This window comes from Tritonibacter horizontis, assembly GCF_001518015.1.
Classification (GTDB): Bacteria; Pseudomonadota; Alphaproteobacteria; order Rhodobacterales; family Rhodobacteraceae; genus Epibacterium; species Epibacterium horizontis.
The window spans coordinates 13,610-35,940 of record NZ_LPUY01000048.1; the positions used below are offsets into that span (position 1 = coordinate 13,610).

Sequence of the window (22,331 nt, forward strand, 5' to 3'; positions counted from 1 at the left end):
GCCGTACCCATGAAGTCACTCCATCTTGCCCTTGCGGTCGTTGGCACTCTCTCAGCTTTCCCCGCCAGCGCCGCCGAACAGCGCATCAATATCGGGGTCGGCGAACTGACATGCCCGACCTGCTCCTACACGGTGGCGGCGGCCATGCGGGGCGTTCCCTCGGTCGAGATCATCGACTTCACGGAAGGAGAGGAATTCGGCACCGGCACCTACATCGTCGCCTTTGATGACGAGGCCACCGATCAGGACATGATCGTCGAAGCAATCCGCGCCACCGGCTATCCGGCGGACATCGTCGAGTCCGGTGATTCCTGATCGCATTCACCGACCCGCACCCGGAGCTGGAGACAGCATGACAGACATGAACAATAACAATGAACCCACGACCCTTTTGCGGCGCGGCCTCATCGGCAGCGTCATAGCAGCGATCTGTTGCTTCACGCCGTTCCTGGTGGTGATCGTCGCCGGGGTAGGGCTTTCGGCCATTGTCGGATGGCTCGACTACGCGCTTTTCCCGATGCTGTTCGCCTCGCTGAGTGTGGTTGCATATGCCCTGTGGCTTGAGGCTGGAAAACCCGGGCGCAATCCAAAAATCCCTCTCATCGTCCTGGCCGTTGTTCTTTCGGCACTCCTGTTCTGGCTGGAATTCCGCTTTGCGCTGCGGATATCGGCCGCCGCCGCTTTGGCGGTGGCGGGATATGCGCTCTGGCTCAGAAAATCAGGCAGGTCATCAGTGAGTCAGATCAAGAGAAACTGGCACAAGGAAAGGAACAGGCATGACCAAGACCTATGACCTCATCGTGATCGGCGGCGGCACCGCTGGAAATGGCGTTGCCCGGATGGCGGCGGAGGCAGGCTGGAGCGTCGCCAGCATCGACAGCGAACCCCATGGCGGCACCTGCGCCCTGCGCGGCTGCGACCCCAAGAAAATGCTGGTCGCGGTCACCGAGGGTGTCGAATGGGCCGAAAACATGGAAGGCAAGGGGCTGGAGACGCAACCTTCGGTCAACTGGCCCGACATGATCGATTTCAAGCGCAGCTTCACCGACAACATGCCGCCGCGCATAGAAGGCGGAATGGAGAAGGCGGGGATTGACGTTTTGCACGGAGAGGTACGGTTCACCGGCTCCGATACGATCGAGTTGAACGGCGAAACCCTGACGGCGAAGCATTTCCACATCGCCACCGGCGCGCGGCCGATGACGCTGAACATTCCCGGGGAAGAGCATCTGACCACCAGCACCGAGTTTCTTGAACTCCCCGACCGTCCTGACCGCATCGCCTTTGTCGGCGGTGGCTTCATCGCGATGGAATTCGCACATATCGTCAGGCGCGCCGGGTCCAGCGAAGTGACCGTGCTGGAAATGGCGGATCGCCCCCTTGGCAACTTCGACCCCGATCTGGTCGAAATGCTGGTCGAAGGCACCGAGGCACTTGGCATCGACCTGCGCACCAAGGCGAAGGTCACGAAGATCGAGAAACAGGGCGATGAATTCACCGTCACAGTGGAACGCGCCGACGGCACCGAAATCGTGACCTGCGACCTGGTGGTGCATGGCACAGGCCGGGTGCCGAATATCGACGGGCTGAACCTCGAAGCCGCAGGCGTCGAATACGCGCGCCGCGGCATCAATGTGAGCGACGCGATGCGCACCACCAACCCGGCGATCTTCGCCGCGGGCGACTGCACTGACAGTGGGCCCAAGCTGACCCCGGTGTCCGCCTTCGAAGGGCGTGTGGCAGGCGAGAACCTGCTGGCTGGAGAGGACGAGCGTACCGTGGATTATCCGCCGATCCCGTCGGTAGTCTTCACCCTGCCGATGGTGGCCACCGTGGGCTTGTCGGAAGCGGCGGCCAGGGAACAGGGGCTGAAGTTCGACACCCATTTCGAAAAGACCGGGGACTGGTATTCGTCGCTGCGCGTCGGCGCGAAACATACCGGATTCAAGGTTCTTGTCGAACAGGGCAGCGGGCAGATCCTCGGCGCGCATCTGATCGGACCGGGCTCCGAGGAACAGATCAATCTCTTCGCCATGGCCATGGGTGCCGGGCAGACCGCCAACCAGATTAAGGCGATGATCTTCGCCTATCCGAGCTATGCCTCTGACATCGGGTCGATGGTGTAATTTCAGAATTTTGGCCGGGCGACCGTCGCGATGTCCGGTCGCAGGCCAAGGAAGAAGACATGGACCAGACCGTCAAGAAAAAGGATTGCTGCTCATCGAAAGAGGTGAGCGGCGACCAATATGACCTCATCGTCGTGGGAGCCGGCTCGGCCGGGTTCTCTGCCTCGATCACGGCAGCCGAGGCCGGAAAGCGCGTGGCTCTTGTCGGGCACGGCACCATCGGCGGCACCTGTGTGAACGTTGGCTGCGTGCCATCCAAGGCGATGATCCGCGCCGCCGAGGCGGTCCATGGCGGCGCGTCCGCTGCCCGGTTTCCGGGCATCTCGCCTTGCGCCCATGCCGTGGACTGGGGTGGCGTGGTGAAAGGCACCGCCGATCTGGTCGAGGAGATGCGGCAGAAGAAATACATCGACCTGCTGCCCGCCTATGAGAACGTCACCTATATCGAGGAAGGCCCGGCGCGACTGGTCGAGGGTGGCGTCGCTGTCGGAGGCCGGGTGATATCCGCGCCGCGCGTCCTGATTGCCGCCGGGTCTCGCCCGCATATACCTGTAATTGACGGGATCGAGGCCGTGGAGGCGTTGGATTCCTGGGGACTGCTGACTCTACCCGACCGGCCCGAAAGCATCCTCGTTCTGGGCGGCGGCTATATCGGCTGCGAGCTGGCGCAAATGGCCTCGAGACTGGGGGTGAAGGTCACGCTAGTGACCCGCTCACGCCTTCTGCCAGGCGCCGAGCCGGAGGTGACCGAGGCGCTGACGGAGGCGCTGAAGGCGGAGGGCATCACGGTCGAGACCGGTCTTGCTTACGTCTCGGTCGCGAAAGCTGCGGGCGGCGTCAGTCTGACTGTCGAACGGGGTGGCAAGACCGAGGATCTGACCGCCGAACGGCTGGTTGTGACCACCGGTCGGATCGCCAATTCCGAGAACCTTGGATTGGAAGAGCTTGGCATCGAGACCGATGCGCGCGGCTCGGTCATGGTCGGCCCCGACATGGCGACCACGCGTGCCGGCGTCTGGGCCGCGGGCGATGTCACTGACCGTGACCAGTTCGTCTACATGGCGGCCTATGGTGCCAAGGTGGCGATCAATAATGCCCTTGGATTGGAGCAGATGCGCTATGACAACGCGGCGATGCCGTGGGTCGTGTTTACCGACCCGCAAGTGGCCGGCGTCGGCCTTTCGGAGGTTGAGGCCAAGGCGGCGGGGCACAAGGTCAAAACCAGTGTGATCACGCTCGACAACGTGCCCCGCGCCGTCGCTGCACGCGATACCCGCGGCGTGATTAAGCTTGTGGCCGACGCGAAGACCGACCGCCTGCTGGGCGGTCAGATCGCAGCACCGGAGGGGTCGGACACGATTCAGGCACTGGCAATGGCGCTTATATTCGGCATGACCGCACGGGCGCTCGGAGAGACGATCTTTCCTTATTTGACCACGGTCGAAGGGCTGAAACTCGCCGCACAAACCTTCGACAAGGATGTAGCCAAACTCAGCTGCTGCGCGGGGTGAAAAGACGAGAAATTCCGGCGACACCGACTCATAAGCAGCGCTCATTGTGAACCAGCGCGTACAAAGCCACAAAGTGCTTGTGGCGGTCAGCATTCTCTCGGCATGGAGGCTGACGGCGGTAACGGATAATCACATATTAGAGCCAGCAGTGCACATCCCACGTTTTGTCATTAGGTTGGTTATTGTGGCGGGGTTCATAAACAGACCGATCTCATCAAGATGGAAAGTGATCGGGAGTTGCCGAGAACGTCGCTGGGTCAACAATTGGTCATTACATTAGCCCTGTCTATTTGATCGCCCGCAATACAAAGAAAGAATCGCCATGAATACAGTTGATACTGATTCTCGCACAACAGGTTCACTACCCGCATTCAACGCCCGAACTTTAGGGTTAATGTTCGTCGCAGGTTTCTTTGCAACCGTCGCGTTCGATCTGTTGGGTCAGATCATCAGCCCGGGCTTGGGCTTTTCGCGGTTGTCACCGCACGGGCTAGCGAGGAGCTTACTCGGCAGCCTTGGTCTGCCGAACGGTGACTTCGCGGGATATTTCGTACATTTTTATCTTGTTGGCCTGATTGGCTATCCCGTCGGTTGGTTGTTCGTCTTTAGACCAATTTGGCACCGTATCGCGGGGCAGACGAACTGGCTTTTGCCCTCAGCGATCTATGGATTCGGCCTGTGGGTGTTCGCCATAGGGGGCATTACGTCTGTCGCAGGCCTTCCTTTCTTTCTGAATTTCACCGGCATTACCTGGGTAGCGTTGGTGGGTCATGTCCTATACGGTGTCGTATTGGTTGCGACACTGCGGGTAATTGATCGACCGTAAATCGGATCGTCGGGATGTGATCGGAGCGACGATTTGCCTGTTCGGGGCGGCAAGACCCTCGCCGTATGTTGGTGCCACCCCCGAACAGCCAGACCCGCGTAACGCTCGGGACCGGGATCATGAAAAAGCGTGGCACGCTACAATTTCCGGGCCAACGACCGGTCACTATGGATGAGAAATCACCGTCAGTTGCCAGTAGCCCTATTGCAGGAAATGCAATTCTTGTTGATGGTGATCGATGGACCCACTCCTGATGAGAGCCAAGCGAAAGAACCATCGGCTTTCGTCCGGAAACCTTCAATAGGAAGCGAAAACCGTGCGTATAGTCGAACTCGGTTTCGGATCATCCGAGTTGCTGGGCTGTGTCCACGACAGGTAAACCCCTTCATTCGTTCGCGCCGTGCGCGGGAAGTTGACCGAACCTGCGCCGTTGTTTCGCGCAATCAGTTGCAGGTCCTTACACTGCTGACCGGTTGTGATCTGGCAAGCAAGGATCACCTCGCTCTCATTTGTCCATTCGACCCACGTCACGAACGCAGTCTGAGGGTCCAGCATGAGAACATCTACCCGACCGGCAGCAATGCCCAGGCTGACTTTCGCCGGATCGCCAAAATTCCTTCCGCCGTCGGAAGAGAACGCAACCTTGACTTCCGGCTTGTCATTTGCAGCCGTGAACCAGGCCACGGCGGCTGTTTGACCGGCGGTCGCGATGGCGGGGCCATTGACCGGGCAGCCGGAGATTTCCCAGCCGTCATTGTGGACGTTTGTTGGTTCTGACCACATGCCGCCTTGGTGTCTTACGACAGATATATCCCTGATTTCCGCATCTGTTCTGTCGCGGTATGCGACAAGGACGGTGCCATCGTCCAGCGATGCGGCGGACGTCTGGCAGCATGAACAGGTCTGCGCATCGACAAGAACATCATCGGTTCGCGTACCTTCGGGCGTGATCCGGGTTGCGCGCAACTGCATTGCATCCGGGTAGTTGCTGGCTGCGCTGGTGAAAAGCGGCTTGTCATATGCGCGTCCGTCAAGCCAGACAGACATCAAGGAACCGTCTTCGAGCGGCTGGAGCGTGACAAAACCGTGTTGGCTGACCGACCGATCATCATGTGGCGTTATCGGAGCGCTCCATGTCAGGCCCTCATCCGGCGAAAGAGAGATCTTGACGTCATAGGCATAGTCGTTTTTGGAATTTTCCCACAGCCAGTGAGCCGCAAAGGTACCGTCATCAAGCGCAACAACGGACGGAAAATCGGCCCAGTTCACGAAGAGTTCGTCGGACACGGTAACAGTGCGGGCCGCGCTCCATTCTGCGTTTTCAAGGACCGACAATTTTACCGCAAACCCGTCAGGGTGTGGTTCGGTCCAACCCAGCAGGACCCGATCATCTTGCAGTGCGAACAGGGTGGGTTCCTGCGCATTGTTCCCGACCGGTGGGGCCAGGTCGGAGAACTCCAACGGCTCGGCAAGGGCAATGTTTGCCGTCATGGCCGCAAACAGATACGCAACACTCAAAACAGAATGGATTTTTGATGGCATTGCGCACCTTTCCGATTATCAGACCAGCGTCATTCACAACCTGAGCATAGGCAAATTTTGGCGAGTGCCATGTAAACTTTTGTATGACGGGCCTGTGCTTGTTGTGAAGAGCGATATCCCGTTGTGGCACAGCTTCGCGTCAACGGTTGGCGCAACCACCGCTCCGACCTCAGCTGACTTGCACCCAGGTCGCCATGCCATCAGCCTGATGGCTCAGCATATGGCAGTGCAGCATCCACGCGCCGGGATTGTCGAGTACGCACACAATCGTCATCGCCTCGCCCGGCGCTACGAGGGTCGTGTCGCGAAGGTGGGTTCGCGCACCATTCTGATCGGTTTCCCAGAAATGGTGGCCATGCAGGTGGATACCGTGCGGAAAAGCAGTGTCGTTCACCATCCGCACCTGCACTGCTTCACCACGTCTTGCCGAAATCAGCGGTTTGTTCGGCAGACCGCTCACGTCGTTGAAGGCCCAGCCCCCGAACCCGCCGTGCGCGCCGCCCCCGGCACCGCCTTGCATGAAGAGATCTGCCGTTTGCGTGATCTCTCCGGGCGCGGGCACTGGGTTCGCGGGGAGGGGAGCTATCGGCGCAGACCGGATTTGTCGCTGACCGTTCAACACAATGCGCCCCAGTTCCTCGCCACCCGAAGGCACGGTTTCTCTTAGGATCACATCACCCGTCACATCCGCGATGATGTCGATGCGCTGCGCCGGTGCGAGTTTTAGATTGCCCAGCGAAACCAGCTCGGGCAGCGGCATCCCGTCATAGGCCACACAAAAGCCCGTCAGCCCATCGATACGTATCTCGAAAATGCGATCCGGTGTCGGATTGATCAGACGCAACCGGATGCGATCCCCCAGCCGCGCCTGCTCAGACGACAGGAAGGTGGCCATCAAGTCCCCCAGCCTACCTGCTGTTATGAAATCAGCGCGGTCGAATTCCATGTCGAACTGGCCGGTGTCATCAAGCCGAATGTCGAAGAGGATGGCCGTGATGTCCTGATCCACGTCTGGCGGGGCAGGTTCTTCGACGATCAGGGGGCCGAACAGCCCGCGGGCGACCTGTTCGTAGGAAAGGTAGTGGGAGTGATACCAGTAGGTTCCGGCATCGGGAACCGGAAACCGGTATTCGTAACCCTCATTCGGGATGATGACATCCTGTGTCAGCACGTTTACGCCGTCCATCGCGTTGGGCAACCGAATGCCATGCCAGTGTACGAGGGTCCCGTCCTCCAGCCCGTTTTCCACCCGCGCCCGCAGAATTTCGTTCTGGCGCAGTCTGATTTCGGGGCCGGGACAGGTGCCATTGAATCCAAGCATTGCAATGTCCCGCGACCCGATCCGGGTGAAGGCCGTGCCGGGCGTCAGGGTGACAGGCACCGAAGCCGCACTCAGGGGCAGGGGGAGCGTGGCTGCGCCAAGCGCAACCATCATCTGACGACGCGTAAGCATGGTTTTCCGTGTATTCCTTGTTTGGGGCCTGCAAACCACATCCCCCACCTTTGCGGAAGGGCGCCCCGGCGAGATATTTTGATACATTGCAGATCGGCGTGCCTGTTTGGCAAAGCGCCGTGAAGCACCTAACGTATCTGCAGGTCCTGAATGGCCGCAAGGATCTTTCCGTCGGTATCATCGCTGTCGGCTGTCACAGCAAGACCGACCAGAACCTTTGGCCTGTCCCCGAACGCACGCACGAAATCGCGATCCAGGTTCACATTCTCGGTGAAGTTGCCGGTTTGCGCCGTTTGCAGAATTTTCGATTTGAGACCCGTCGAGTAGGGGCTGTTCAGCAATGCGCCTTTCGCATGATTGCCACCCCAGACATAAACCAGCGCCCGCGTATTGGGATCACGCAGCAATTTGCGCGCCGTTGTTCGGCCAAGCGTGCTTGCGGTCTGCGGATCGACGAACACGAAGTACAAGGCGAGATTGCGATCGTCGCCGCCGCGCCGTGTGAGGTCGGTTCCCTTAACACCCTGCGTGACGGACCACCCCCACATTGCTGCCTTTGCGGTGCCAAGGGCCGCGCTGACAGGGCGCCAGAGAACAGACACCGTGCCGTCGGAAATCACGTCCAGCCGCCGACCTTGCAGGCCGTATTCGTTCGAAAAGAGCCGCAAGAGGCCCTGTTCTTTCCAGTTTCCATCGAATGGGATTGTCTTTCCTTGCGCATAGAGGGGCGGGGCGTTTGCAGCTAATGCAACAAAAGCGATGAAAAGTGTCGCTGCGAGGGACCGTATAAACATCTGAACTCCTATTGCGATGCCGCTGGTCCTGCTTTGGTCCCGGTCATCAGCATTATGTGCCGTCATGATCCGTTGAATTGTGCCGGGCGCGCGCAACTTCAATGAACATATCCGTGATCATAGATGTGGTTGCGCAATGGTCGTTGCAGGACGCGGGAGCGAATTCAGATCATGGAGCGCGACCTTGATCGGCTGATTTCCCGCAACGGACGGATCCAGTAGGCGGCGGAGCTTCCAACCGTTACAAACAAGTACAAAACTCATGGGATACAAGCGCCTGAACACATGGACGCGGGTGCCGATGTGCGTCATCTGTGGTTCAACGGAACCGACTCCCGCACGCAAGGATGGCACATTCACCACAACGCTTTGGGCTGGGGACAACAGGGTTGAACGCGCCAACGTCCGTTGCGGGAAACAACATGTGGCCTTGTGTGAAACAGGTAAAGGTAACAAAGGATGCTGACTTCGATCATCCAATTTCCTGACATCGGAACAGAGATTTTTGCCGTTGATATCGGATCGTTCCGCTTTGCCCTGCGTTGGTATGCGCTGGCCTATATTGTTGGCCTCCTTATCGGCTGGCGCATCTGTGTCGAATTGGTCCGCTCTTCGTCAGTCTGGGGGGCCGGGGCGCCGCCGCTGCAACCCAAGCAACTGGAAGACCTGCTGACATGGATCATTCTGGGCGTTATCGTGGGGGGCAGGCTGGGGTTCGTGCTTTTCTATCAACCTCAGTACTATTTTCAGAACCCCGTCGAAATCTTCATGGTCTGGCAGGGTGGTATGTCATTTCATGGCGGCTTTTTCGGCGTGGTCGTGGCCATCTTGCTTTTTTGCTATCGCAACGGCGCACCCGTTCTATCAACGGCGGATCTGCTCGCTGTTGCAACACCACCGGGTCTTTTCCTCGGACGCCTGGCCAACTTTACCAATAACGAGCTTTGGGGCCGTCCGACAGATGTGCCCTGGGCGGTGGCATTCCCCGGCGAGGCGGCCCAGTCCTGCGCGGGCATCGTGGGCCTGTGTGGCCGCCATCCGTCCCAGCTCTATGAGGCGCTTCTGGAGGGCATCCTGCTTGGGTCAGTATTGATTTTTCTGGCTTGGAGGCGCGGTTGGCTGCGCTTTCCCGGAAGCCTTACGGGCCTGTTCCTGGCGGGATACGGAAGCGCAAGGTTCCTTGTCGAGTTCTTCCGGCAGCCTGATATGCAGTTCGTCACGCAGGACAACCCGATTGGACATGCGGTTCATTGGGCGGGCTATGGGCTGACAATGGGCCAACTGCTTTCGTTGCCGATGATTATCCTTGGCGCGGCCCTGATCGTATGGTCCCGCAGGCGTGTGACGGTTAATTCTGCGGATCTGGTGTCAACGTCAGATTAGATTTGAATATCCGATCGTAGTGTTGGCGAAGTGACCATTGCGGCGGACCCCGGTTGCCTGGGCCCGCATATGAACCTTGGACGCGTGTTCAATGATGGGGCTTGCCGCCTTTCGCAATCATCAGATGGTGCTCTTGATGATGTGCACCGATTGTCATCAGACCAAAGAAACCAAGGCCCTGTATCTGTTCACCATCGCCACCCACGATCAGTGCGACACCATCCTCCATTTCTTCTGACGCAACACTCCAGTCTGTTTCACCGGCAAGGAACGGCGCATGGGCGGGAACTATTGTGTTGATGGCCGACAGAACACGCGGGCTGCCACGCACTTCGAACCGTGCGCCGTCGGGCCGCAGAATGCGGGTGACCTCTGCCTTTCGTGTCAAAAGGTCCATATCGACCAGATGGTCCCTCAGTTTGTCGATATTGACGGCGCCCCAGTCGGTTTCGGGATCGGCCTGGAGCAGCGCAACTATTTCGGCCATTTCGGCGAAGGCGGACTGGCCGGTTTCCTGGGGGGCGTCGGACGCGTGACCCATGGATGAATGCATTTGTTGCGAGGTAACGGGTGTCGCAAGCAAGACAGCGAAGAGAACGGGTATCAGTCGCATGGACCAGCCTTTCCTGGGTGTATTCGGATCCAGGCTAGTACCTGATCGGACCCTGAAATATGATTTGGATCATATGATGCCAGAACCCTATAATCTCATACCGCCCTCCGCCTTGCGTCCGCTGACGAGGGCCGCAGGGGATAAGGTTTTTCGTCAGGGCGCGCGGACCTGCGGCCTTTATGTTGTTAAGTGCGGGCGCGTTCATCTTGAGCGTGTCGGACCGGATGGCGAACGATTTATCATCTACCGTGCCGGGCCCGGGATGAGCCTTGCCGAAGCATCGGTGTTTTCGGATAGATACCACTGCGATGCGGTCGTGGCGGAGGCTGGGGCGTTTGTACAGATCGACAAAGCGGCGGTCTTGTCTGCCTTTGCAGATCCGGATTTTGCACGCGCCTATGCGCGGCAAGCGGCACAGCAGATACAAGCGCAACGTCAGGCGCTTGAGATCGTAGGCATCCGCCGCGCAGAAGAACGGGTCTATGCCGGTATGGTGGCGGACCTGCTTGAAAGCTCCGTTGTCGATTTTGCCAGCGCGCTACATCTTTCGCACGAGGCCACCTATCGGGCCTTGCGAAAGCTTGTGAATGATGGCCGGATCGCAAATCCGACCCGGGGAACGTATCATTTGCGCCCCTGAATGGATCAGCCGGACCATGCCCGGTTCGAGATAACAAAAGGTGCGGTAGCAAAACTTGGCGGGTATTTCGCTTGCCCGATAACAATGAGAATTGCTGCCCGCGGCGATGACCTGTTTTCAAAGATCGCCGTTATGCCCTGTCTTACTGCTCGCCGCTGACAGGTCGATTGCTTCAGCGCCGCTTTCGTCGAGGCACCGTGTTTCGATCTGCAGGGTTGCGAAAAAGAACCCGAAGTCCTTACGCAGCGTGTCATAGGCGGTTTGCAGGACCTTTTCTTGATCTGCTTGCTCTGCGACACGCAGATGCGCGGAGAAGACATGCTTGCCACTTGTCAGCGCCCGAGCATGAATATGGTGAACATCGGAAACCTCGTGCAGTTCTTCAAGGGTACGTTTGATTTCAGGCCGACTCACTTCGGGAGGCGTGCCTTCCATCAAAAGATGCGCCGCTTCTTTCAGCAAGCCCCAGCTCGCCCACAGCAGGACAAACCCGAATGCCATGCCAAGCAGCGGGTCGATCAGCAGAAACCCGGTGAATTCGATTACGAGGGCGGTCACGATGATCGACAGACTGCCAACAAAGGTCTGGATGATATGCCAGAACGCTCCCTTCGTGTTCAGATCTTCCTTGCTTTGCTTCCAGATCAGCGCAAGCGAAATGAACTCAGTAAAGAGCCCCCCGGCAGCCGCAATCAGCATCGGACCCGTTGGAAGATCAATTGGCGCAGACAAGCGCATGGTAGCCATCGCGATGACAACCACCGCCATCGCCAGCAAGAAGCCGCCATTCACAAGGGCGCCGATGATTTCGGCGCGCGCCCAGCCAAAACTCCGCTCTTCATCCGCCGGACGCAACGCCATGCGCGCCGCGACAATGGCGACCAGAACACCGCCCACGGCCGAAAAGGTATGGAACGCGTCGGAGATGACCGCGATCGACCCTGTCCATAGGCCAATCGCCAGTTCGATCACAAAATAGATGCCGGTCAACCAGGCTGATATCGCCAGCCCCTTGCCGCCGGACGGCATATGCCCCTGATGTCCGCTTGCCATCATCTATCTCCTTGGTTTGCGACTAAAGCCGAACCCGTCGCAGCCGCAGTGCATTGCTAATGACGGAGACCGAAGACAGGCTCATCGCGGCGGCGGCGATCATCGGCGACAGAAGAAGGCCGAAAAACGGGTAGAGAATACCAGCCGCGATGGGCACACCTGCGGTATTGTAGGCGAAGGCAAAAAACAGGTTCTGCTTGATGTTTCGCACCGTTGCCTTTGCCAATCGGCGCGCACGCACGATGCCGACAAGATCACCACCCAGAAGGGTGATGCCTGCGCTTTCCACGGCAACGTCGGCACCGGTGCCCATCGCAATGCCCACATCAGCCGCCGCCAGGGCAGGGGCATCGTTCACGCCGTCTCCTGCCATGGCGACCCGGGCCCCTTCTTGTCTGAGGGAGTCCACCAATGCCTTCTTGTCTTCGGGCAAGACGCCTGCGTGGACTTCATCAATACCCAGCTTTGCGGCGACGGCTTCGGCGGTTTTCTGATTGTCACCGGTTGCCATTATGACCCTGAGACCGAGGCGATGAAGGTCATCGATGGCGTCTGCCGTGGACTCCTTGATGGGATCGGCAACAGCGACAATGCCGGCAAAAGTGCCATCTATCGCCACAAGCATTGCTGTCTTTCCAGATTCACGAAGGTCGTCCGCAGCAAATTCCGCAATCGAAGCGTCAACGTTGATCTCTGCCATCATGGCGGGATTCCCAAGTGCCACGACCTGGCCATCGACCATGCCTTTCACGCCCTTGCCAGTCACGGCTTCGAATTCCGTTGCGTTCGGAAGCGTCAGCCCCCGTGCCAGCGCACCCTCGACTATTGCTTCGGCCAGCGGATGTTCGGAGCCCCGTTCGAGGGCCGCAGCCATTGTCAGCAGGTCATTTTCAGCCTTGTCCCCCGTGGGCACCACGTCTGTCAGCTTGGGGCGCCCTTCGGTGAGTGTTCCGGTCTTGTCAACGATGACGGTATCGACACGCGCCATGCGTTCCAGTGCTTCGGCGTCTTTGATCAGAACGCCAGCCTGTGCCCCGCGGCCCGCCGCCGTTGTGATCGAAATGGGCGTCGCAAGGCCCAAGGCACAGGGGCAAGCAATGATAAGAACGGATACGGCTGCCGTAACAGCGAAGGCGAGCGCGGGATCGGGCCCTAAGAACAGCCAGACAACGAAGGATATGATCGCAATGACGACAACCGTCGGAACAAAGACGGACGATACCCGGTCCGCCAGACCCTGAATCGGCGCGCGCGACCGCTTTGCACCTGCCACCATGTCCACGATCTGGGACAGGACCGTGTCCGCACCGACCTGTGTGGCCCGGATCGCCAATGTGCCGTTCTTGTTGATCGTGCCGCCTGTGACCCGGTCGCCTTGTGTTTTCTCGACCGGCAACGGCTCTCCGGTGATCATACTTTCGTCGATAGATGAATGCCCTTCGAGGACCTCGGCATCGACGGGTATGCTGTCGCCGGGGCGTACCCGCAACCTGTCACCCTCAACAATGTGTTCGAGAGGTGCGTCATATTCCGTCCCGTCCGGCAGGATCCGCCGCGCCGTTTTTGGTGCGAGATCGAGCAATGCACGGATGGCATCACCCGTCCGTTCGCGGGCGCGCAACTCGAGCACCTGACCGACAAAGATCAGCGCAACGATCACAACCGCAGCTTCGTAATATGTCCCGACGCTTTGGCCGTTTCGATACGCTTCGGGGAAAATGCCGGGCAGGAATGTTGCGGCAAGCGAATAGATATAGGCAGCCCCAACGCCAAGCGCGATCAGGGTCCACATGTTCGGCGATATATTCCTGATCGATTCCCACCCCCTTTTGAAGAAGGGAAGAGCCGCCCAGAGAATGATCGGGGTTGCGAGGACGAATTCGATGTAGACAGCCGTCTGATGTCCGATCCATTCCCGCACAGGTAGGCCGACCAGTTCACCCATCGTCAGGATAACCAGCGGAACGGCGGCTGCCGCGCTGATCCACATGCGTGTTGTGAAATCGGACAACTCTTCTGACGGCTCGTCCGATGGAAGCATCGGTTCAAGCGCCATGCCGCAGATCGGACAGGACCCGGGCTCATCCTTCAGGATTTGCGGATGCATCGGGCAGGTCCATTGCGTACCGGCCTCGCCATGTGCTGGTGTCTTTTGGGCGTTTCCCGACGCATAGTAAAATGGGTCTTTGCCAAACTTGGTTTCGCAGTTTTCCGAGCAGAAATGAAAGACCTCTCCATCATACTCGGCACTGCGCGTGTCTTCGTCTATCTCGACGGTCATGCCGCACACCGGGTCGGTCGCTGTATCTGGGTCTGATGCGGTCGACGTGCGCGTCATGTCGTGATGATGTTCTTGGTCCGTGGCCATCTTCTAATTCCCGTTTTCAAGACAATTGAACACATAACCCTTCCAGTTACTGGAGGGTCAAGACTCTTCCGACAACGCTGCGTATGAATTTGTATGGGCCTTCGCGATGCGCGAAGCTCCTGTCAGCCCAGGGTCAGTATCATGTCTTCCGAAACGGACATCGTGGGAATATGCAGGTTCTCCGGTGCCGGACCCTTTCGAATGCGTCCTGCTGTATCATAATGGGAGCCATGACAGGGACAGAACCAACCACCAAAATCGCCGGCTCCGTCACCAAGTGGTACACATCCCAGATGCGTGCAAACGCCTATCATGACCAAGAAATTCTCATTTCCCGCCACTGCCCTGTTTGCATCGGTGGCCAAAACATCACCAGAGATATTGGGATTTCTGGCCACGGTATCAGGAAGGGATGACACATCTTCAGAGCGGGCCTGCGCGATTTCCGCGTCGGTCCGGTGCCGGATGAACACCGGCTTGCCGAGAAAACTGACCGTCAACTGCGTTCCTGGTTCCACAGCCGAGATATCGACGCGGATCTGGGACAGCGCGCGGACATCTGCGGATGGGTTCATTTGGTTGATCAATGGCCAGACCGCAGCCCCTACGGCGACCGCTCCCGTTCCGGCGGTGGCGTAGTACAGGAAATCTCGGCGGAATTGTGGTGTTTGTGTATCCATAACGATTCATTGTCCAAGCTTCCCGTGGGGGAAGGTCAATGGCCAGAAGAACCAATCAAGCTTTTCGTTTTCCTGACTCTTTCCGATCTAGCAGACCTAGGTTGCCCCTCTTGTTTGCCAGACACCTGCGACCAGCAAAGGCGCTGCAGTTATCAGTCCAGGACCGATTATGATAGTTCTCATCCAAGACCCTCTTGACCATTTGACTCCGTCCCCGACGGTGCCTGTCAGTCGGGGGCACGAAGTTAAGCGACGCTGAATTGCCCCATCATCCCGCCATCTTCGTGTTCCAGAATGTGGCAGTGATACATGTAAGGCGCAGCCGTTGAGGCAGGTTTTTCGAATTTCATCGCAAGCTCCACTTCACCATCCACCAGCACCGTATCCTTCCACCCCCTGTTCTCTGCGCGCGGTGCCATACCGTTTTCCGACAGTACCTGAAACCGGACGCCGTGAACATGGAACGGGTGCATCATCATGGCCCCACGCACAATCCAACGCTCGATGCTGTTGAATTTGGTGGAAAAATTGAGAGTGTCCGGATCGTATGACGCGTCGTTGATCGAAAATCGGTTCCCGGACCGCGAGAACATCATCCCCATGCCCATCGACATATCCAGTGACAGACGTCGGACTGGCGCGTCCTTGACCGCAAGATCAGGCAACTGCCCGTCCAGAGAGCCGGGCAGGGCGTCGATGCGAACCGGAAGGGTTGTGTCGACAGCGAAAGGCAGCACGGTGAATGGACTGCCGGAACCGCCGCCGCCCATCATTCCGCCCATGGCCGAATTAATGATATCGTCGGACTTCAAAACACTGCCCCGCCCGCTTGTGAAATCCACAAGCACTTCTGCGCGCTCTCCTGGTGCAAGGGTCAGGCGGTTCAGCGCAATCGGTCGATCCAGAAATCCGGCATCTGTCGCGATGAGATGAAGCGACCGGCTGTCAGACATGGACAGGCGGTAAACCCGCGCATTCGAGCCGTTGACGACACGGCACCGCACGATCCCCTTCGGAACCGCTGCCGACGCGCCGATTTGACCGTTCACAACCATTGTGTCGCCCTGAAACCCGTTCATGGACTGGTGCATGCCGGGATCGTATTTCAGGCGTCCGCGCCAGTTGAACTGACGGTCCTGCAACACAAAGGTCAAATCATCGAGCCCATAGGTGGATGGCAATCCACGCTCGTCATCTGCGCCATCGGTCACCTGTAGAACACCCGCCAACCCCAGCATGACCTGTCGTGCCGTCGCGCCGTGAATGTGGCTGTGATACCAGGCCGTTGCCGGGGGCTGATCCAGGTCCAGCATCGGCTTCCAGGTGTCTCCCGGTGCGATGGCCTGATGCGGTCCGCCATCGAACTCACCGGCAACAAGCAAACCGTGCCAATGCGCCGACATCGGCTCGCCAAGCGTGTTGTGCACCTCTGCCCGTGTCTCGACGCCGGTTTGCACCCGGATCGTCGGGCCAAGGTATCCCTGGTTGTAGCCGAACGTTTCGCTGGCGGCACCATCGTCAAAACGGGTCTCGCCAGTGCGGGCTTTCAGCTGAAAGAGCCGGGATGTCGTCGCATCGAGAAGCGAAGGGTACGCGAGCCTTATGTCGGATGCCGAAAATGCCGCCGATGGCAGGACGGATGCAGCCCCAAAGCCTGCGGCATAGCCAATCAAATCGCGGCGGTTCAACAGTTTCATCTCAGGATAATTCCTCTGGCAGCGCAGCCAGGGCAGCATCGACACCAACGACCGGATAACCTCCCGCGATCCAGCCCGGTCCGGCGGCAGAACCGAGCATGCCTTCGGATACGTCAAGAAAGCCGCTGTAGCCAGCCTGCCGAAGACTTCGCATGACGCGGCCAGACCGCCCGCCTGTCGCACAGATGAGCGCGACAGGCCGCCCTTCGGCCCGTTCCCGGGCGGCAAAAAGCCGCTCGGCGAAACGGTCCTCATGCAGGCTGATGGGCCAGGCATCGCCTGCAACGCCGGTGTCGGTCCATTCCGGTCGCGACCGAACGTCGATCATCCGGATCAGGTCCTGTTGCAGCGCATCTGCTGCCATGTCCGCCGACCAGACCTCGGCGGTCTGGCCCATCACCGGGAAGGGTGCGAAGGAAACTGCCAACATAGCAAGTGTCGCACTGCGCCGCGTCAGAACAATACCCATCATGTTTCTCCGTCAGGCTGCCTTGCGGGTCCTTGCCCGTTATTCGCTGTCATGATGACCTTCCATGTCCGTTCTGCTGGATGTGCCTTTCATTTTGCTCATGCGCATTCCGGCATCTTCCATCTCGTCTTGAGAGATCTGACCGTTCCCGTCCGCATCAAGGTGCTGAAAGCGATCAACCATGCGCGCCCGGATGACGCTCATGTGCAAGGCTTCGAATTCGTCAAGTGTCAGCTCGTCGTCGGAATCCGCATCAAACTCCCGCATTTTTTCGGCCATCTGTGCGGCCATTTCATGAGGCTGACTGCCGGACAACATCGTCGTCATCATGTCGCGGTCCATCATTTCCATCATGCTGCCCTGGCCGCCCATCATGGAGGCATGCATCTTCATCATCCTCTGCATCATCGGCATCATATTGCCGTCCATCATGCCCATCTGCTTGTCGCCATCGCCCATCGCCATGTCGGACATATTCCCGCTGTCAGCCTTGCTATCGGCAGTCCCATCGGATTCCGCTAATGCTGTTTGTCCCATGCCAACAGCGATCACCACGCCAAGCGCAAGAATTCTTTTGTTTTCCATCTCTCATTCCTTTCAGGTTAATTCTGGAAACATCGGCGTTATAGCGCTTCGATTAAAGGCCGAGGGCTGGCGGGTTTGTAATCATTTGTCACAGCCTCCCGTTACAAACGGTGACAAAGCAACCACTCACGGTCCGCCGGACGATTTGCTAGACAGACGTTAATCCAGTGAATTCATCGAAGAGGCTGATGATCCCTTGACACCTGAAATCGGTCATTTCGCCCTGGCCCTGGCCTTGGCCCTGGCGCTTGTTCAAAGTGTGCTGCCCATTTTTGGTGCTGCACGCGGAAACATCCTGTGGATGCAGTCGGCGAGATGGTCATCACTAGGACAGGCGTTCTTTATGGGCTTTGCGTTTCTCGCGCTCATGCAAGCCTTCATCACCAGTGACTTCACGGTCAAGAATGTGGTTGAGAATTCCAATTCACTCAAACCGATGCTGTTCAAGGTGGCCGGCACCTGGGGCAGCCACGAAGGATCCCTGTTGCTGTGGACCCTTATCCTGACGGTGTTCGGTGCGGCGGTCGCTCTCTTCGGATCGAACATTCCGCTGGCGCTGAGAGCAAGGACGCTGTCGGTGCAGGCCTGGATCAGCGTTGGCTTCCTGACTTTCATGCTGCTGACGTCCAATCCCTTCGACCGCGTTTTCCCTCCGCCAGGCGACGGTCAGGACCTCAACCCATTATTGCAGGATGTCGGTCTCGCCATGCACCCGCCGCTTCTCTACTTCGGGTATGTTGGCTTCTCGATTGTCTTCTCGTTTGCGGTCGCCGCCCTGATCGAAGGGCGGGTGGACGCGGCCTGGGCACGGTGGGTACGTCCGTGGACGCTGGCTGCCTGGATGAGCCTGACCGCAGGCATCGCGCTGGGATCCTGGTGGGCCTATTATGAGCTTGGCTGGGGCGGCTGGTGGTTCTGGGACCCCGTTGAGAACGTCAGTTTCATGCCATGGCTGATGGGCACTGCCCTGCTGCATTCCGCAATCGTGACGGAAAAACGGGATGCGTTCAAAAGCTGGACAATCCTTCTGGCGATCCTGACTTTTTCCCTATCGCTCTTGGGCACGTTCATTGTCCGATCGGGCCTGCTGACGTCTGTGCATGCGTTCGCGGTCGACCCGGAAAGGGGACTTTATATCCTTGGATTGCTGGCCGTTTCGATCGGCGGTTCCCTTGCTCTGTTTGCCTTGCGCGCGCCGACAATGGAGCCCGGCGGCCTGTTTAAGCCGATCAGCCGGGAAGCGGGGCTATTGGTGAACAACCTGCTGCTGGCCACGGCCACCGGCATTGTGCTGTTCGGCACCTTGTACCCGCTCTTCTACGAAGCCGCGACGGGCGGTGAAAAACTGTCGGTAGGGCCGCCCTTCTTCAATGCGTCCTTTATTCCCGTGATGCTGCCGCTCGTCTTTGCGATGGGGCTGGGGCCTTATCTGTCCTGGAAACGTGCCGATCTGGCGGGCGTTCTGCAACGGTTGCGTTTCGTGGCCGTTCTGGCCGTGCTCGCGACATTGGTGACCTGGTATCTCGCCGAGGGCGGTCCGGTGTTGGGGTATCTGTCGCTGATGCTTGCATTCTGGCTGTTTTTCTCAACCCTGCGGGAATGGGCGATGCGCATAAAGCTGTTTGAGGCACCGTTCCCGGAATCGCTGCGGCGGGCACGCAACCTGCCCAGATCCTCTCATGGGATGACACTGGCTCATGCGGGGCTCGCGATGGCGATGTTCGGGTTCATCGGATCAACGGTCTGGAAATCCGAGGAAATCGTCTTTGTCCGGCCCGGCACAGAGATCAGCATTGCCGGGTTCGATGTCACCTTTGAAGGGGCCGAACGTGTGCGCGGACCAAATTACTTCGCGGATCGTGGCACGCTTCGTGTGGTCCGGGACGGGCATTATGTCACCGATCTTTTCCCGGAGCGGCGCACCTATCCGGTCGCGCAAACCACCACCACAGAAAGTGCCATCAGGTCCACAATGGCCGGTGATCTCTATGCGTCCATCGCAAATCCGGCAGCAGAGGACGAGAGCGCACAAGGGGCCTGGACCCTGCGCATTCTGTATGAACCATTGGTCAACTTCATCTGGATCGGATCGGCGATGCTTGTCCTTGGTGGCGGTCTTTCGCTGTCTGACAGGCGGTTGCGCGTCGGGGCACCTCGTCGCAAGGCGGCAAAGCCCTTAGCGCTTCCTGCGGAGTAGGCATGGGACGGCTATTGGCATTCATTCCGCTGGCAATCGCAGCCGTCTTTGGTGGGTTCTTCCTGTGGGGTCTGAACCCGGACCGGGACCCGAACAACATTCCGTCGGTTCTGATCTCGCAGCCAGCGCCGGAATTCGACCTGGCCGCTGTCAGCGGGCTGGAAACGCCAGGGCTTTCCCGCGCCGATCTGGTCGGAAACCCGGGACCGGTCATCGTGAACGTGTTCGCCTCGTGGTGCGTGCCCTGCCGGGCCGAACACGGGGTATTGACCCAAATGGTCGAAAGGGACGGGCTGACGTTGTTCGGGATCAACTACAAGGACAAGCCGGAGGATGCGACGAAATGGCTCGCTGAGCTTGGCAATCCCTACGAAAGGATCGGGTCGGATCTGAGCGGAAGAGTGGGGATAGAATGGGGCCTTTCGGGCGTACCAGAGACATTCATTGTCGGGTCTGACGGGACGGTCTTGTTCAGATATGTCGGACCCGTCGTGGGCGATACGGCGATCTCCACATTCAGGGAAGCGTTGATCCAGGCTGGCGCGTTCCCAAGAGGCCAGAACGGATGAGACTTGTCGCATTTGCATTTCTAATGCTGCTGCCCGTGATGGCCTTCGCGGTCGAGCCCGACGAGATGTTGCAGGATCCTGTACTGGAGCAACGCGCCCGTGAAATTTCTAGGGAACTGCGCTGCGTTGTCTGCCAGAATCAGGACATCGACAGCTCCAACGCCGGGGTTGCGCGGGACCTGCGCATACTGGTGCGCGAAAGGCTTGTTGCCGGTGACAGCGACAAGGAGGTCATCGCGTACATCCACGCCCGGTATGGCGATTATGTCCTGATGCGCCCGCCCCTGAATCGCGCCACTCTCGCGCTCTGGATGGCGCCCTTCGTGTTTGCGCTTGTTTCGCTGCTTGTCGGCTGGACCGTCATTTCGAGAAGCCGGCGCAGGGCTGCCGCAACGGGATTTTCCGATGACGAAAAAGCGGAAATTGCGCGTTTCATTGAAGAGAACGCTTCAAAGGACGGTTCATGATCTGGTTGGTTTTCGCCCTGTTATCCGTTGTCGGTCTGCTTTTCATGGGCCTGCCGCTGCGCCATCGGTCGTCGCGGACACCCGTCCCGGCTGACGCCACGGATGCGGTCCTCATGGATCAGTTGGATGAGGTTCGGCGGGATCTTGAGCGCGGTGTCATTTCCGACCCCGAGGCCACGGCGGCGGAGCAGGAGATCAAGAGACGGATCCTCGTGCAGTCGCGCCGGTCCGTTCTGTCAGATGGGAAACCGGCGGCAGGGGGCCGCTTGATGGTCGTTCTGAGCGCAGTGTTCGTGCCGGTCTTCGCTTTTGGATATTACTCCGCAATGGGCTCGCCAGAGATCCCAGGTGTCGCCTTTGCCGAACGTGCCACTGAACGGCAGGAAGCGGCGGAAATCGCCGAATTGACAGATCGTCTGTACGTCCGGCTCAGTTCAGACCCCGAAGGCGGGCCTTCGGAAGGCTGGATGCTGCTGGGGCAAACCTATTCGAAAATGGGCCGGTATGCGGATGCAGCCGATGCATATAGAGTTGTCGCACAACGACCGGAGGCCGATTCCGCCGTCTTCTCCATGTTGGCCGAGGTTCTGATCTACGCAGAGCAAGGTGTGGTGACACCTGAAGCGGACACCGCGATTGATCGGGCGTACGAACTGGATCCTTCCAATCCCGGTGCTGCCTTTTTCAAGGCAGTCTCGCTCGAGCAGAAGGGCGATGAGGCTCGGGCTCACGAAACGCTGGTGGCCCGGCTGGACGATGCGGATAGGTTTTTCCCGTGGATGGAAAGCTTTGTTGGCGAAGCCAACCGGATTGGCGCGAAGATCGGCAAGGCTCCGATCTCGCTGGCCGACTATGCCCCGAAGACCAGTGCGTCCGGCCCGACACAGGAAGACATCGAAAACGCGCAGGACATGAGTGTGGAGGAACGACAGGATTTCATCCGCTCGATGGTCGAACGGCTGGCCACGCGGCTGGAAGATGAGCCTGACGATCTTGATGGATGGATGCGGCTTGGCAATGCCTATTCGGTTCTGGGTGATACCGCGCCGGCAATCGCGGCGTTTGAACACGCTGAAATCCTGTTGTCGGAGGTGCCGGGAGATGACCCGCGCCGTCAAGCCGTGCAAAGCGCGTTGGAACGGTTGCGCCCGTAGTGGCGTGGGCGACCGTCGCTGTGCAGGTGAATGTGAGGCAGGATCAAGGTTTGGCGCTTAATCGAAAGCCCATCCGGTCCGGCCGTCGTCACAGACTATTTCGTGGGTAGTACCTTCAGACTGACCGACCAAGCGACATCCTACGGGAAGCATGACGTCGTGTGCCGCATCCCGTGTCACGGAAGGGGGCTCAAGTGGGCAAAG

21 protein-coding genes are annotated in these 22,331 nt (G+C 58.8%); 11 read left to right on the top strand and 10 right to left on the bottom strand.

What is annotated here, in order from left to right; genetic code table 11:
• Positions 1–9: 9 nt before the first annotated feature.
• From TRIHO_RS07295 to TRIHO_RS07315, 5 genes are all read left to right on the top strand, one after another.
• Positions 10–315: a heavy-metal-associated domain-containing protein gene (locus tag TRIHO_RS07295; RefSeq protein WP_005611036.1), complete on the top strand. Its 306-nt coding sequence runs from the start codon at positions 10–12 to the stop codon at positions 313–315.
• Positions 316–352: 37 nt separating this feature from the next.
• Complete coding sequence (gene merF, locus TRIHO_RS07300; protein WP_046002653.1) at positions 353–793, top strand: mercury resistance system transport protein MerF; 441 nt, start codon at positions 353–355, stop codon at positions 791–793.
• The gene (locus TRIHO_RS07305) at positions 777–2,126 is read left to right on the top strand and encodes a dihydrolipoyl dehydrogenase family protein (RefSeq protein ID WP_005611040.1); all 1,350 of its coding nucleotides are present in this window, start codon (positions 777–779) and stop codon (positions 2,124–2,126) included. Before merF ends, TRIHO_RS07305 begins: the two co-directional genes overlap by 17 nt.
• Before the next feature lie 59 nt (positions 2,127–2,185).
• Positions 2,186–3,637: a mercury(II) reductase gene (merA, locus tag TRIHO_RS07310; protein WP_046002654.1), complete on the top strand. Its 1,452-nt coding sequence runs from the start codon at positions 2,186–2,188 to the stop codon at positions 3,635–3,637.
• 322 nt (positions 3,638–3,959) lie between these two features.
• Entirely contained in the window at positions 3,960–4,463 is a 504-nt protein-coding gene (locus tag TRIHO_RS07315; protein WP_005619239.1) for a hypothetical protein, read from the top strand.
• Positions 4,464–4,760: 297 nt separating this feature from the next.
• Here TRIHO_RS07315 and TRIHO_RS07320 read toward each other — a convergent pair whose 3' ends face one another.
• From TRIHO_RS07320 to TRIHO_RS07330, 3 genes are all read right to left on the bottom strand, one after another.
• Positions 4,761–6,005 (bottom strand): sialidase family protein, encoded by a 1,245-nt coding sequence (locus TRIHO_RS07320; protein ID WP_005619237.1) that lies wholly within the window; start codon positions 6,003–6,005, stop codon positions 4,761–4,763.
• Between the two features lie 169 nt (positions 6,006–6,174).
• A complete protein-coding gene (locus TRIHO_RS07325) occupies positions 6,175–7,458 on the bottom strand; it encodes a multicopper oxidase family protein (RefSeq protein ID WP_082705057.1) in 1,284 nt (427 codons plus the stop codon).
• A 128-nt stretch (positions 7,459–7,586) separates the two neighbouring features.
• A complete protein-coding gene (locus TRIHO_RS07330) occupies positions 7,587–8,252 on the bottom strand; it encodes a DUF3047 domain-containing protein (RefSeq protein ID WP_005619231.1) in 666 nt (221 codons plus the stop codon).
• A 459-nt stretch (positions 8,253–8,711) separates the two neighbouring features.
• Here TRIHO_RS07330 and lgt point away from each other — a divergent pair, with 459 nt between their 5' ends.
• Complete coding sequence (lgt, locus tag TRIHO_RS07335) at positions 8,712–9,635, top strand: prolipoprotein diacylglyceryl transferase (protein ID WP_005619228.1); 924 nt, start codon at positions 8,712–8,714, stop codon at positions 9,633–9,635.
• Positions 9,636–9,723: 88 nt separating this feature from the next.
• Here lgt and TRIHO_RS07340 read toward each other — a convergent pair whose 3' ends face one another.
• The gene (locus TRIHO_RS07340; protein ID WP_068241707.1) at positions 9,724–10,248 is read right to left on the bottom strand and encodes a hypothetical protein; all 525 of its coding nucleotides are present in this window, start codon (positions 10,246–10,248) and stop codon (positions 9,724–9,726) included.
• Positions 10,249–10,324: 76 nt separating this feature from the next.
• Here TRIHO_RS07340 and TRIHO_RS07345 point away from each other — a divergent pair, with 76 nt between their 5' ends.
• Complete coding sequence (locus tag TRIHO_RS07345) at positions 10,325–10,888, top strand: Crp/Fnr family transcriptional regulator (protein WP_227511961.1); 564 nt, start codon at positions 10,325–10,327, stop codon at positions 10,886–10,888.
• Between the two features lie 117 nt (positions 10,889–11,005).
• Here TRIHO_RS07345 and TRIHO_RS07350 read toward each other — a convergent pair whose 3' ends face one another.
• The 6 genes from TRIHO_RS07350 to TRIHO_RS07375 all read right to left on the bottom strand — a co-directional run bounded on the left by TRIHO_RS07350 (position 11,006) and on the right by TRIHO_RS07375 (position 17,740).
• The gene (locus tag TRIHO_RS07350; protein WP_005619220.1) at positions 11,006–11,944 is read right to left on the bottom strand and encodes a cation diffusion facilitator family transporter; all 939 of its coding nucleotides are present in this window, start codon (positions 11,942–11,944) and stop codon (positions 11,006–11,008) included.
• A gap of 19 nt (positions 11,945–11,963) precedes the next feature.
• On the bottom strand, positions 11,964–14,309 hold the full coding sequence (locus TRIHO_RS07355; RefSeq protein WP_005619218.1) for a heavy metal translocating P-type ATPase: 2,346 nt from the start codon (positions 14,307–14,309) through the stop codon (positions 11,964–11,966).
• A gap of 122 nt (positions 14,310–14,431) precedes the next feature.
• Positions 14,432–14,989: a ubiquinol-cytochrome c reductase iron-sulfur subunit gene (gene petA, locus TRIHO_RS07360; protein ID WP_005619216.1), complete on the bottom strand. Its 558-nt coding sequence runs from the start codon at positions 14,987–14,989 to the stop codon at positions 14,432–14,434.
• Positions 14,990–15,234: 245 nt separating this feature from the next.
• Positions 15,235–16,686, bottom strand: a complete 1,452-nt coding sequence (locus tag TRIHO_RS07365) for a multicopper oxidase domain-containing protein (protein ID WP_005619214.1) — start codon at positions 16,684–16,686, stop codon at positions 15,235–15,237.
• Between the two features lies 1 nt (position 16,687).
• Positions 16,688–17,158: a rhodanese-like domain-containing protein gene (locus tag TRIHO_RS07370; RefSeq protein ID WP_227511960.1), complete on the bottom strand. Its 471-nt coding sequence runs from the start codon at positions 17,156–17,158 to the stop codon at positions 16,688–16,690.
• Positions 17,159–17,194: 36 nt separating this feature from the next.
• Positions 17,195–17,740 carry an EF-hand domain-containing protein gene (locus TRIHO_RS07375; protein WP_005619211.1) on the bottom strand — a complete coding sequence of 182 codons (546 nt, stop codon included), beginning with the start codon at positions 17,738–17,740 and terminating at the stop codon, positions 17,195–17,197.
• Between the two features lie 196 nt (positions 17,741–17,936).
• On the opposite strand from TRIHO_RS07375, the gene TRIHO_RS07380 reads away from it, so the two are divergent.
• Genes TRIHO_RS07380 through ccmI form a run of 4 tightly spaced genes read left to right on the top strand, consistent with a single transcriptional unit; the run spans position 17,937 to position 22,127 of the window.
• On the top strand, positions 17,937–19,937 hold the full coding sequence (locus TRIHO_RS07380; RefSeq protein WP_068241709.1) for a heme lyase CcmF/NrfE family subunit: 2,001 nt from the start codon (positions 17,937–17,939) through the stop codon (positions 19,935–19,937).
• 2 nt (positions 19,938–19,939) lie between these two features.
• Entirely contained in the window at positions 19,940–20,506 is a 567-nt protein-coding gene (locus TRIHO_RS07385) for a DsbE family thiol:disulfide interchange protein (RefSeq protein WP_068241711.1), read from the top strand.
• A complete protein-coding gene (locus TRIHO_RS07390) occupies positions 20,503–20,973 on the top strand; it encodes a cytochrome c-type biogenesis protein (protein WP_068241712.1) in 471 nt (156 codons plus the stop codon). The genes TRIHO_RS07385 and TRIHO_RS07390 overlap by 4 nt, the downstream gene beginning before the upstream one ends.
• Entirely contained in the window at positions 20,970–22,127 is a 1,158-nt protein-coding gene (gene ccmI, locus TRIHO_RS07395; RefSeq protein WP_068241714.1) for a c-type cytochrome biogenesis protein CcmI, read from the top strand. The genes TRIHO_RS07390 and ccmI overlap by 4 nt, the downstream gene beginning before the upstream one ends.
• The last annotated feature ends 204 nt before the right edge of the window (positions 22,128–22,331 follow it).